12 protein-coding genes are annotated in these 12,629 nt (G+C 45.0%); 8 read left to right on the forward strand and 4 right to left on the reverse strand.

From position 1 onward, the window contains the following. The 3 genes from trpCF (at position 1) to trpA (ending at position 3,568) form a co-directional block, all read left to right on the forward strand. Entirely contained in the window at positions 1–1,440 is a 1,440-nt protein-coding gene (gene trpCF / locus MSG36_RS16855; protein WP_248368909.1) for a bifunctional indole-3-glycerol-phosphate synthase TrpC/phosphoribosylanthranilate isomerase TrpF, read from the forward strand. Positions 1,441–1,571: 131 nt separating this feature from the next. Then, positions 1,572–2,762 carry a tryptophan synthase subunit beta gene (gene trpB / locus MSG36_RS16860; protein ID WP_048613233.1) on the forward strand — a complete coding sequence of 397 codons (1,191 nt, stop codon included), beginning with the start codon at positions 1,572–1,574 and terminating at the stop codon, positions 2,760–2,762. Beyond that, positions 2,762–3,568, forward strand: a complete 807-nt coding sequence (trpA, locus tag MSG36_RS16865; protein ID WP_248368911.1) for a tryptophan synthase subunit alpha — start codon at positions 2,762–2,764, stop codon at positions 3,566–3,568. Before trpB ends, trpA begins: the two co-directional genes overlap by 1 nt. Before the next feature lie 97 nt (positions 3,569–3,665). Here the strand turns inward: trpA and MSG36_RS16870 are convergent, their stop codons facing one another. Continuing rightward, positions 3,666–4,454, reverse strand: a complete 789-nt coding sequence (locus MSG36_RS16870; protein WP_248368913.1) for a slipin family protein — start codon at positions 4,452–4,454, stop codon at positions 3,666–3,668. Positions 4,455–4,523: 69 nt separating this feature from the next. Beyond that, complete coding sequence (locus MSG36_RS16875; RefSeq protein WP_248368916.1) at positions 4,524–5,930, reverse strand: nodulation protein NfeD; 1,407 nt, start codon at positions 5,928–5,930, stop codon at positions 4,524–4,526. Positions 5,931–6,340: 410 nt separating this feature from the next. Between MSG36_RS16875 and MSG36_RS16880 the strand changes: the two genes are divergently transcribed. Further along, positions 6,341–7,660, forward strand: a complete 1,320-nt coding sequence (locus MSG36_RS16880; protein WP_348983458.1) for a dicarboxylate/amino acid:cation symporter — start codon at positions 6,341–6,343, stop codon at positions 7,658–7,660. Positions 7,661–7,781: 121 nt separating this feature from the next. On the opposite strand, the gene MSG36_RS16885 is transcribed toward MSG36_RS16880, so the two are convergent. Both MSG36_RS16885 and hisC read right to left on the reverse strand, forming a co-directional pair. Next, the gene (locus tag MSG36_RS16885; protein WP_029235360.1) at positions 7,782–8,555 is read right to left on the reverse strand and encodes an ABC transporter substrate-binding protein; all 774 of its coding nucleotides are present in this window, start codon (positions 8,553–8,555) and stop codon (positions 7,782–7,784) included. Positions 8,556–8,565: 10 nt separating this feature from the next. Next, positions 8,566–9,708 carry a histidinol-phosphate transaminase gene (hisC, locus tag MSG36_RS16890; protein ID WP_248368922.1) on the reverse strand — a complete coding sequence of 381 codons (1,143 nt, stop codon included), beginning with the start codon at positions 9,706–9,708 and terminating at the stop codon, positions 8,566–8,568. Between the two features lie 181 nt (positions 9,709–9,889). On the opposite strand from hisC, the gene MSG36_RS16895 reads away from it, so the two are divergent. The 4 genes from MSG36_RS16895 (at position 9,890) to yciA (ending at position 12,600) form a co-directional block, all read left to right on the forward strand. Continuing rightward, positions 9,890–10,777: a LysR substrate-binding domain-containing protein gene (locus MSG36_RS16895; RefSeq protein WP_059020654.1), complete on the forward strand. Its 888-nt coding sequence runs from the start codon at positions 9,890–9,892 to the stop codon at positions 10,775–10,777. Between the two features lie 287 nt (positions 10,778–11,064). Then, a complete protein-coding gene (locus MSG36_RS16900; protein ID WP_017069991.1) occupies positions 11,065–11,313 on the forward strand; it encodes a hypothetical protein in 249 nt (82 codons plus the stop codon). A 133-nt stretch (positions 11,314–11,446) separates the two neighbouring features. Further along, positions 11,447–12,013 carry a septation protein A gene (locus tag MSG36_RS16905; RefSeq protein ID WP_059020656.1) on the forward strand — a complete coding sequence of 189 codons (567 nt, stop codon included), beginning with the start codon at positions 11,447–11,449 and terminating at the stop codon, positions 12,011–12,013. Between the two features lie 188 nt (positions 12,014–12,201). Continuing rightward, positions 12,202–12,600, forward strand: a complete 399-nt coding sequence (gene yciA, locus MSG36_RS16910; RefSeq protein WP_017061510.1) for an acyl-CoA thioester hydrolase YciA — start codon at positions 12,202–12,204, stop codon at positions 12,598–12,600. Positions 12,601–12,629: the final 29 nt, after the last annotated feature.

The raw sequence follows: 12,629 nt of genomic DNA on the forward strand, positions 1-12,629 counted from the left end.
ATGACACAGACTACCGATAAACTGTCGACCCACGTTTCAGTCAAAGAAGCTGAAATGGCGGAAGTATTAGCAAAAATCGTTCGTGATAAATACCAATGGGTTGAAGCACGTAAGCAGACTCAACCATTAGACGAGTTTAAAGCGTCACTAACTGCAACAGACCGCAGCTTTTATGATGCCCTAAGCGGCGAGCAAACGGTTTTCATCACTGAATGTAAAAAGGCCTCTCCGTCAAAAGGTCTAATCCGTGACGAGTTTGACCTCGACTACATTGCGTCGGTTTACAACAACCACGCAAACGCGATTTCTGTGCTGACAGACGAGAAGTACTTCCAAGGTGACTTTGAGTTTTTACCTAAGGTTCGCAGCATTGCTAAGCAGCCTATCCTGTGTAAAGACTTCATGGTTGATACCTACCAAGTGTACTTAGCCCGTCATTACTCAGCTGATGCTATCTTGTTGATGCTATCGGTATTGGATGACGAAGAGTACAAAGCACTGGCGGAAGTCGCTCACTCACTCAACATGGGTGTGCTAACCGAAGTCAGCAACGAAGAAGAACTTCACCGCGCAGTCACTCTAAACGCTAAGGTGATCGGCATTAACAACCGTAATCTACGTGACCTTTCGACTGATTTGAACCGTACTAAAGAGTTGGCGCCGCTGATTCGCGAACTGGCTCCAAACGCAGTCGTGATTTCAGAGTCTGGCATCTACACACATCAACAAGTACGTGACCTTTCAACGTTTGCAGATGGCTTCCTAATCGGTAGCTCTCTAATGGCTGAGAAAAACCTTGAGCTTGCGGTGCGTAAAGTCACGCTGGGTGAAAACAAGGTGTGTGGTTTAACTCACTCTGATGATGCAGCAAAAGCGTATCAAGCTGGTGCGGTATTCGGCGGTCTGATTTTCGTTGAAGCATCGAAGCGTCATGTGGATATCGAAGCGGCTCGTTTGACTATGAGCGGCGCACCTTTGAACTACGTGGGTGTGTTCCAAAACCATAGCGTTACTGACGTTGCGAAAACGGTTTCTGAGCTAGGCCTGTTCGCTGTGCAACTGCACGGTGATGAGTCTCAAGCATATGTCGATGAGCTAAAACAGTCACTACCTGAAAGCGTTGAGATTTGGAAAGCTTATGGTGTTGCTTCCGATACAGAAAGCTCGCTACCAGAATTACTGGAAAGCAACGTGACTCGTCACCTGCTAGATACTAAAGTGGGTTCTCAAACAGGTGGTACAGGCCAAGTGTTCGATTGGAGCCTAATCAACAACCAAAGCGCAATCATGTTGGCGGGCGGTCTAAACCCAGAAAATGCTAACCAAGCGGCTAAGTTGGGCTGCTTAGGATTAGACCTAAACTCTGGCGTTGAATCCGCTCCAGGAAAAAAAGACGCAGACAAGCTGCAACGCGCTTTTGCAGCGATTCGCAATTACTAGTCCAAACTCGGCGCTAGAAATTAGAAAGCAGAAACTAAAAACATATTTGTGAGCTTTGCCTTTTGCGAAGCTCAAACAAGATTAAATGACTTGGTGTGAATACACATCAGTAGAATTGAAGGAATAACACAATGGCTAAACTCGATGCCTACTTTGGTGAATACGGTGGTCAATACGTACCGCAGATCCTAGTGCCAGCACTAGACCAACTTGAACAAGCATTTATCGATGCACAAGCCGATCCTGAGTTCCGTAGCGAATTCATGACGCTTCTTCAAGAGTACGCTGGTCGTCCAACGGCGCTAACGTTAGCACGCAACCTAACAAAAGGTACAAAAACCAAACTGTACCTAAAGCGTGAAGATCTACTTCACGGCGGTGCTCACAAGACAAACCAAGTTCTTGGTCAAGCATTGCTAGCAAAACGTATGGGTAAGCAAGAAATCATCGCTGAAACTGGCGCAGGCCAACACGGTGTGGCAACGGCTCTAGCATGTGCTCTATTAGGTCTTAAGTGTCGTGTTTACATGGGTGCAAAAGACGTTGAACGTCAAAGCCCGAACGTGTTCCGTATGAAGCTAATGGGCGCAGAGGTTATCCCTGTTCATTCTGGCTCTTCAACGCTAAAAGATGCATGTAACGAAGCGCTACGTGACTGGTCTGCAACTTATGAAGACGCGCACTACCTATTGGGTACTGCAGCGGGCCCTCACCCATTCCCAACGATTGTTCGTGATTTCCAACGCATGATTGGTGAAGAAACGAAGAACCAAATTCTAGCTCGTGAAGGTCGCCTTCCTGATGCGGTTATCGCTTGTGTCGGCGGTGGTTCAAACGCTATCGGTATGTTCGCGGATTTCATTGAAGAAGAATCTGTACGCCTAATCGGTGTAGAGCCAGCGGGTAAAGGTATTGATACCGACCAACACGGCGCGCCGCTTAAACACGGTAAAACCGGTATCTTCTTCGGTATGAAAGCACCACTGATGCAAGATGAGAACGGCCAAGTAGAAGAGTCTTACTCTGTATCTGCGGGTCTAGATTTCCCATCAGTTGGTCCTCAACACGCACACCTAAATGCTATTGGCCGTGCTGAATACGACAACGTGACCGATGACGAAGCTCTAGAAGCTTTCCAAGCTATCGCACGTAACGAAGGTATCATCGCTGCACTAGAGTCATCTCATGCTTTGGCTCATGCAATCAAAATGGCTCATGACGATCCAGAGAAAGAACAGCTACTAGTCGTTAACTTATCTGGCCGTGGTGACAAAGACATTTTCTCTGTACACGACATTCTTAAAGAGAAAGGAGCATTATAATGGATCGCTATCAATCACTCTTCACTCGCTTAGCTGAAAAGAATCAGGGCGCATTCGTACCATTCGTAACGGTTGGCGATCCTAACCCTGAGCAATCGCTTAAGATCATGGAAACTTTGGTTGAAGCGGGTGCAGATGCACTTGAGCTTGGTATCCCATTCTCTGATCCTCTTGCTGATGGTCCAACAATCCAAGGTGCGAACATTCGCGCTTTAGATTCTAAAGTCACGCCAGATGTGTGTTTTGATCTTATTGGTCAAATTCGTGCTAAATACCCAGAGTTGCCAATCGGCCTGCTGATGTACGCAAACTTGGTGTACGCACGTGGTATCGAGAACTTCTACGAGCGTTGTGCGAATGCAGGTATCGACTCTGTATTGATTGCTGACGTCCCAACCAACGAGAGTGGCGAGTTTGTTGCTGCAGCTAAAAAGTTTGGTATTCACCCAATCTTTATTGCTCCACCAACAGCAAGTGATGAGACGCTTCAATCGGTTTCTGAGCTAGGTGGTGGTTACACCTACCTACTTTCTCGTGCTGGCGTAACGGGTGCAGAAACCAAAGCAAACATGCCTGTGACTGCCCTACTTGATCGTTTGAACAAGTTTGATGCGCCACCAGCACTGCTTGGTTTCGGTATCTCTGCTCCTGAGCAGGTGAAAGAAACAATTGTAGCTGGCGCTGCAGGTGCTATCTCTGGCTCAGCAGTTGTGAAAATCATTGAAAACAACGTTGAACAACCAGAAGCAATGCTTAAAGCACTTGCTGAGTTTGTTACGCCAATGAAAGCGGCAACGCAGAAGTAACAGTTAGAATCATTGCTCGTTAATTCGAACCTATGATTCACATATTAGAAGGCTCCACAACTGTGGAGCCTTTTTTATTGCTTTTCATTTGAGCCAATCACTCATCGGCTTTCTTAATCGCTGCCTCGTTGAGCGTCGCTTTGATCGGATCGGTTATCTTCTCCACTAAATCGATGGGCATCGGGAAGATGATGGTGGAGGTTCTTTCGTTAGCCACCTCGGTTAGCGTTTGCATATATCGCAATTGAATGGCGTTAGGCGCTTGGTTCAGCACTTCGGCCGCTTCGCGTAATTTGGTTGATGCTTCTAACTCACCGGTCGCATGTATCACCTTGGCTCGACGAGAACGTTCCGCCTCGGCTTGTTTAGCAAGCGCTCGCACCATACTGTCATCAAGGTCGACATGCTTAATCTCAACATTGGCAATCTTAATCCCCCAGTTATCGGTGTGTTGATCCAGTATCGATTGCAAATCTCTATTAAGCTCTTCTCGCTCAGACAACAGCTCATCCAACTCATGCTGCCCTAGCACAGAACGTAACGTTGTTTGTGAAAGTTGACTGGTGGCCTCAAGATAGTTCTCAACGTTGTTGATCGCCATCTTCGGATCGAGCACTCGAAAATAGACCACAGCATTGACCTTCACAGACACATTATCTCTGGTGATCAAATCTTGTGTTGGTACATCCAAAACAATAGTACGTAGATCCACTCGCACAATTTGTTGGATGAAAGGAATGATGATAATCAAGCCCGGCCCTTTAACGCCATAGAAGCGCCCAAGGAAGAACACCACTGCCCGCTCGTACTCGCGCAGAACTCTGAACATGCTGGCTATCAACAAGATAACGAGCACGATGACAATACCTATAGTGTGTATAAACATAACCGCCCCCTAATGGTAACGATGGTTAAGCAATAAATAATTCAATCAAGTTTGTTCTAGCATGTCGCGCTAGCTAGATTTCGATGATGTATCATCGGGCAGCGCTTCAACATCCAAAGATAGCCCCGTCAGCTTGGTCACTCTGATGATCTGCCCCACTTGCAATTCACTCGCACATTTGGCCTGCCAGATCTCACCTTCGACTAGCACACGCCCCGCACCGGGGAAACCGCTTACAACTTTGCCAGTGTCGCCTACTACCGCTTCCATCCCCGTAGTCACTGGTTTGTTTCTCACTCGGACTAGCATTGATAGTGTTACGACGATAAAGGCAACAGAGAACAAACTAATACCGATAATTAACGGCAATGCGATTTGATAACCCGGCACTTCGGTATCCATCAGCATGATCGAGCCCAATGTAAATGCGGCAACGCCACCCAAACCGAAGATACCAAAGCTCGGGCTAAAGGCCTCTGCGACCATTAAGGCAATTCCCAATAGGATTAAAGCAAGGCCCGCGTAACTCACCGGCAGCATTTGTAAGGAGTACATCGCCAATAACAGACAGATACCGCCCAAAACACCCGGTAGCCCGACTCCAGGGTTATAGAATTCTAGTAACAAACCGTAGATACCAATCAGCATCAAAATATATGCAACGTTCGGGTTCGTGATCACCGAAAGCAAACTAAAGCGCCAGTCTTGTTCTCGCTCGACAAAAGCAACATCACTAAGTTGGACTTCCTGACTGACACCGTTGATGGTGATGATGCGGCCGTTGCTCAGTTCAACCAATTGTTGAAGGTCGCTGGCAATAAAATCAATCACGTTAAGAGTCAGTGCATTCTCAGAATCCAAACTTGCGGCCTCTCGCACCGCTTTTTCTGCCCACTCTTCGTTACGTTTGTGCAGCTTAGCCAAACTGACGATGTAAGCCGCTGCATCATTGATGACTTTCTTTTCCATCGCAGTGGTGGCTTTTACTTGGTGTGAGTTCTCTTGTTTGGTTGCGTCTTGCTCACTCGCAGAAGTGTTCTCGTCTTTATTGGTATCGTCTTGAGGAGATAACGGATTAGTCGGCGCTTTGCCACCGCCAAGAGACACTGGGGTTGCAGCACCTAGATTAGTTCCGGGCGCCATGGAAGCAACGTGGCTGGCAAGTAAAATATAGGTACCGGCGCTCGCTGCTCGTGAACCCGCAGGCCCAACCCAAGTAGCGACTGGAATCGGTGACGTGGTGATGGATCGAATAATGTCACGCATCGACGAATCTAACCCGCCAGGCGTGTTCATTTTCAAAATAATGAGCTTTGCTTGCTCATCGTGAGCTTGTTCTATTTCTCTCGTGAGGTAATCACTGGTCGCCGGACCTATCCCTCCGTTCACCTCAATCACCCAGACATCATCGGCCTGAGCGAACACAGAGCTGAACAACAGAAGAAACGCAAACAAGTACTTTAATATAAAAGTCATAGCCCCTCTCCTTACAACTGAGATGCTAGATAGACGTTTTATTTAAAGCGCAGAGGTAACATCTTGGTAATAAATAGATACCTTAAGCATAGTTCAGGCTAAATTTCACACAACACGTACCTGTGGATTCACCCCAACATAAACGTTCAAAAAACACCCGCAAATGAAATCAAAATGTTAATGGAACGTTTTCAACACCAACGCTTGCAAATCATTCACAAATTCTCCAGTGAAAAAGCTTTTATAAATTCAACAAATAACATCGCTATAAAAAACCAAAGCAAACGATTGCATTTTTGTGCAAAATCAACAAATGACATTAGACCACCTGTTTTTCAGAGACTTTCACCTCTGCTCATATTGATAAATGTAAAGGATACGTGTAAAACTCCTCGCGAAATATTAATCCAATGGTACATCGTACATTGGTGAGTAGTTCTGGGATTTTTATATTTAGTAGCACAGAGGTTATGGAAGTGTTAAAAGAAAAGAGTTTACTAAGCAACATCGGCGTTCAAGTCGTTATTGCAATGATCATCGGTACCCTAGTCGGTGCGATGATGGGTGACAGCGCAACTATGTTCGCTCCACTGGGTGCTATCTTCATCAATTTGATCAAGATGCTGGTTATTCCTCTAGTCGCGGTTGCCCTAATTTCAGGTGCTGCAGGTCTAGGTAATAGCTCATCGGCTGGTAAAGTCGGTGTAACAACACTGGGTTACTTTGCACTAACGTCTGCACTTGCTGTAGCACTAGCGCTTGTCATGGGTGAAGTGTTCGAACCCGGTCGTGGTATCGATGTTTCTGGCGTTGAAGGTATGTTCTCTTCAGAATACGCTGCGAAAGGCGAACTTCCAACGTTCTGGGCAACCATCACTGGCATGATCCCTACCAACGTTTTCCAATCACTGAATGAAGCAAACATTCTGCAAATTCTCGTTTTCTGCTTATTCTTTGGTATTGCGATTTCTAAACAAGCAAAAGAGAAACGTGACCCTATCATCAACGGTGTAAATGCTATCGTTGACGCTATGGTATGGATGATCAACAAAGTTATGATCATTGCACCACTTGGCGTATTCGGCCTAATGGCTGAAGCAGTAGGTACGTTTGGCTTTGGCGCGCTTATGGTCGTGTTCAAGCTGTTCATTGTTTACATCGCTGCGATTCTTATCTTCGGTTTTGTTGCTTACCCGCTAATGATTCAAATCTTCACTAAAACTTCAGCTAAGAAGTTCCTAGTTGCGATGAAGAAGCCTCAAGCGGTTGCACTATCAACAGCATCTTCAATGGCGACACTGCCAGTAACAATGGAAACGGTAGAGAAAGAACTTGGCGTTCGTAACTCTACGGCTTCATTCGTTCTGCCTCTTGGTGCGACGATCAACATGTCTGGTAACGCAATTTACTACGGCCTAGTTGCTATCTTCTTCGCACAGCTGTTCAACATCGACCTGTCTATGGGTGCTTACGTTGCTATCATCGTAACGTCTACGCTAGGCGCAGTTGGTCAAGCAGGTGTTCCTGGTCCTTCTTTCCTAGTGGTTGCGGTTCTTCTAGCAGCTGGTATCCCTATCGAAGGTCTACCTCTGTTGTTCGCTCTAGACCGTATCTTCGACATGATCCGTACTGCTCTGAACATCACTGGTGATGCAGCATGTGCAGTTATCGTTGATTCTCTAATCGAAGACGAAGCGAAAGAAGCTGAGCTACAAAAACAGCAAGCGTAATATTAAGCGCTAAGTTGGTGGTGACTTGAATTGACACCACCAGCATAAACTAGAAAATCCGAGCGCCTTACAGCCCTCGGATTTTTGTTTTTGGTGTTCTAATTTTTAGGCGTTAGACGAATTACAAATCAGCGCCATAGATATCAAACGTAAAGTACTTAGCAGCGATCTTGTCGTAAGTACCGTTGGCTCTGATCTCTTCAATCGCAGCATTGAATTGTTTCGCCAATTTTGAATCCTGCTTTCTTAGTGCTAACGCCGTACCCTCACCGATGTAGGCTTTGTCGGTAACTGCTTTACCTTTGAACTCAAAGCCCTCGCCTTCTTTCTTATCTAAGAAAGCCAATGACAGTTGATCTGAGTTGCCGAAGGTTAGATCTAGACGGCCGTTTTGCAGATCCAGATAAACTTCATCTTGCCCTGTGTAACGCTTAATGTTGGCAACACTGCCAAACTTGTCGGTTACGTAGCGGTCGTGAATCGTACCTTGCTGGACACCGATGGTTTTGCCCGCTAAGCCTGCCTCATCAACGCTGAATTCTGCGCTTTTAGCAGCAACAAATACGGCTGGTGTTTGGTAGTACTTATCAGTAAACAAGATCTTACGCTTACGCTCTTCGGTGATACGCATCGACGCCATGATCACATCTGACTTTCTTGCCAACAAACTTGGAATTAGCGAGTCCCAGCTTTGTGAAACCCAAGTACAATCGAGTTTAGCTTGCTCACACAAAGCATCAGCTATCTCAATATCAAACCCGACAGGCACACCGTCACTGTTTTTATAGTTGAATGGCGGATACGTAAAGTCCGACGCCAAACGGATTTCTTTCGCCTGTACCGTTGTACCAAGTAAAGCGGCCGCACAAGCGAGTCCTAGTATTATCTTTTTCATCATTGCCATCCTAGATATGATCTTTATCGAGTTGAGATTGAATTTCTTTATGTTGAGCTTGTTGAATTTGTTTGCCTTGTTGACTCTGTTCTAATTCGGTTTGGTAACGTGTTAGTGACGTTATCACTTCTAGCATGCTCTCTTGGCTACCAATACTGATTCGAACACAGTTACGCAAAGCCGGTTCATGGTTTTGATTCCTTGTCACAATGCCATCCTTCGCCAAAACACTGAATACTTGGTGCCCAGCTTTTTGACGCAGCAAAATGAAGTTTGTCGATGAAGGGTAAACAGACTCGATGAAATCAAACTGCGTTAACTCACAAGCAAACCAATTACGTAGCTCAACCAGCTTCTGCGTCGCGTCTTGCATCACTGAGACTCGTTCATTAGACAAAGCGTCTAACACGATTTGAGATGAGCAATCTGGCATCGGATACGGTGGAATCAGCTTCGCGACATACTGCATCACATTTTGACTCGCTAAGATAAAGCCACAGCGAACCGCAGCCAATCCAAATGCCTTAGACAAAGTGCGAATCACAACCAAGTGCGGATAACGCTCAATAAGGCTAACGGCTGACGTTTGTGGTTCAAACTCGATATACGCTTCATCGACTACCACTAGCGACTTCCCAATCGTGCCTTCCAGTACCTGAATCAAATCCGATTTAGGAATCACATTACCCGTTGGGTTGTTTGGTGAGCAAAGAAACACGATATTCGTCAGCTCTGCCTTATTCACAATATCAGCGACGTTCAGGCTGAAGTCTTCCTGCAATGGAGAGTCCAAGGTATTAATCGCCAATGCATCGGCGCAAAACTCATACATCGCATACGTTGGGGAACAGATAAGTATGTTATCGCTCGCTGGTTTACAGAATGTTCTGATCAGCAAATCAATCGCTTCATCTGCACCACGAACGGCAACAGTCGCAGCATCGGTACCACAGTAATCTTGGTAAGCCTTAGCAATATCTTGTGGTAAGAAGTCTGGGTATCGGTTGTGACTTGCTTCTCCTTGAAACAGCGAGCTTTCCAATTCATTGGCGTTTAGCCAGACACGTCCATCACCACCAATTCTTCTTGCCGATTGATAAGGTATTAATTTTTTTACAGCCTGAGGCACTAAGCTATCAATAAAAGATGTCAAGAAGCTATCCCTTTCACAAAATCACAATGTCTTCATCATTGCCTTCATATTCAAAAAATGTGCTTTATACACATATTGAATCACAAATGATGATTAAGTATTTACATTCAAACAGAACACTATTGATAAATGAATCGAAATAATCACATAATAGCCATGATAAAAAGTCATAGGTAAAGATATGAATCGTACACTTCCTTCAACCAAAACCTTGCTCGCGTTTTTGTCTACGGCAAGGCATCTCAACTTTACGCGCGCGGCACATGAGCTCAATGTTACGCAAGGTGCAGTGAGTCGTCAGGTATTGTCGTTTGAAGAAAGCCTTGGCTGTGATCTCTTCTACCGCCATGCTCGCGGGCTGTCTTTAACTCCGAAAGGAGAAGAACTGGTTCCCCTGATACAAGGAACTATTCATCAGCTGCAATCGGCTCTCAATCAAGTAGCGAGTTCTCCCTCCAAGATCAAACTCAACGCACCAAGCTGTATTACCTCTTGGCTACTACCTAAGCTGATGTCTTTTCAGCAAGCCTATCCTGAAATTGATGTCGAACTCACGTCAACCATCAAGCACGTCTTCGAACCAAGCTTTGATCCGTTTGACGCCGTAATTACCTATGGTAAGAAGCCAAACCAACAATCGATTATCAGCCAATTATTGTTTAACGAGCAGCTAGCGCCCGTTTGCCAAGCGCAAAGTATTACGCAAAGCCATCTTGTAAGTGACGCGTCGACCATCATCAAGCCACACAAGCTTGCCCAATACACTTGGCTACACGCCAACAATGAGCAGAGTGATTGGCGACTTTGGTTAGAACACATAGGCAGCCACGACCTTTCAAGCAAGAACAACCAACAATTCGCAACACTCGATCAAGCGATGAACGCCGCCATTCAAGGGTTTGGTATTGCAATCGGTGACATCACGCTTGCTAAGCAAGATATTGATTTGGGCAGATTGGTGAAAGTGAGTGAAGGCAGTGTGTTTTCGGGAAATGGATACTTCCTATTACAACCCAAGAACCGTCAGAATGCCTCGCTATCAACCTTAGTCGATTGGCTAGTCGATTAACGGTTATCAAATTGCCAATTCAGGAGCCTTAAAGCTTCAGTAGATCGTCATAATGAGAATTTTACCATTCTCAAAATAAAACTATTTTTCGTCAGCTCCGTATTGGTGTTTAGAGAATAGAACGTACGTTCCTTTAACTAATTGAAAAGAAATTCAATTCTATTTGGTCGGGAATTTGTTCTGTTCAATTGGAAAAAATGGCATTCGAATTGCTTTGTCATAGATAACCCAACCAATATACAGCAGGTTGCATCATTTGAACTGCAGCTTGTCACGGAGGATAGGCTATGACCTTACAAAGACATACGTATTACGGCTTGATTCACCATGGAATTAAAACCCTATTAATGGACAGAATTGGCCACTTCACAGAACGTGAATATCACGAGTATCTCGACTTAACGACCGGTAAATCGACGTGTTTTGCCATGAGCGAACAAGAACTCGAAAACACATTAGACAGCTTGAAAAGCGAAGGTTACCTTGAAGACATCAAGAAGCTAATACCTCGCTATCAAACCTCGTCAATGCGATAACCTGCTTAAACTCTTTAAACACGATGAGTGGTTAGATTGAATTAATTGGCACCCAATTGTCTCGGGCTATTTAGCATCGAGACAGTTTTCGTTAGACTGTCAGCAACTCAACTAACTGGATAGTCAGTGTCTCATGAAACAAATTCTTGATTTCATTCCTCTCATTATTTTCTTTGCGCTTTATAAGATGTACGACATCTATACCGCGACCGGTGCTTTGATCGTTGCCTCTGCAGTTCAAATTATTTTGACGTACTTCATCTACAAGAAAGTCGAAAAAATGCAGATCATCACCTTTCTAATGGTTGCCGTATTTGGTGGCATGACCATCTTCTTGCACGACGACAACTTCATTAAATGGAAAGTCACCATCGTTTACGCACTGTTTGCGATTGGTCTGACGGTCAGTCACATCATGGGCAAATCAGCGATTAAGGGTATGTTAGGCAAAGAGATCACACTGCCTGATTCGGTATGGGGCAAGATCAACTGGGCATGGACTCTATTCTTTACTCTATGTGCCGTTCTCAACGTTTACGTTGCTTTCAGCCTACCGTTGGATGTTTGGGTTAACTTCAAAGTGTTTGGTTTGCTCATCGCTACCTTGCTCTTCACTTTACTTACGGGTGTATACATCTATAAGCATCTACCAAAAGACCAGCAAAAAGAGTTAACGGATAATAATACCGACGAGAAATAGCCCTTAGGGATGAGTCCTCATACCCTATTTGATACAATTATTATCAATATGCGATTGGCCAATGATACTCGTGATCATTGGCCACTGATTATTTGTGTTCGGTGAAGACGTTAAAAATTCGACCACCGCGAGTCTCGTAAACACATCTATTTTTATATAAAACAATCAATACCATTAAGAGTACGACAATGACTATTCAATCAACTTTGAACCCGATTGGTTCTTTACTTCTTCGCACATTAGCGATGCCTTCTGATACAAATGCAGCGGGCCAGATTTTCGGTGGTTGGATAATGTCTCAGCTTGACCTTGCTGGCGGCATACTGGCAAAAGAGATCTCTAACGGCAAGATAGTCACGGTTTCAGTATCGAGTATCGAGTTCAAACAACCGGTTTCTGTGGGTGATGTTGTGTGCGTTTATGGTGACTGCACTAAGATTGGTCGCAGCTCGATGAATATCGACCTAGAAGTATGGGTTAAGCCTGTACTTGACCACGGTATTGGTGACCGCTATAAGGTATGTGGCGCGACATTCAACTACGTTGCGGTTGATGAAAGTGGTAAACCTCGTCCAATCAATAAATAACACCTTTTATTAAGCGTGTGACATCGATG

Source organism: Vibrio sp. 1CM8B (assembly GCF_023161685.1).
Classification (GTDB): domain Bacteria; phylum Pseudomonadota; class Gammaproteobacteria; order Enterobacterales; family Vibrionaceae; genus Vibrio; species Vibrio coralliirubri.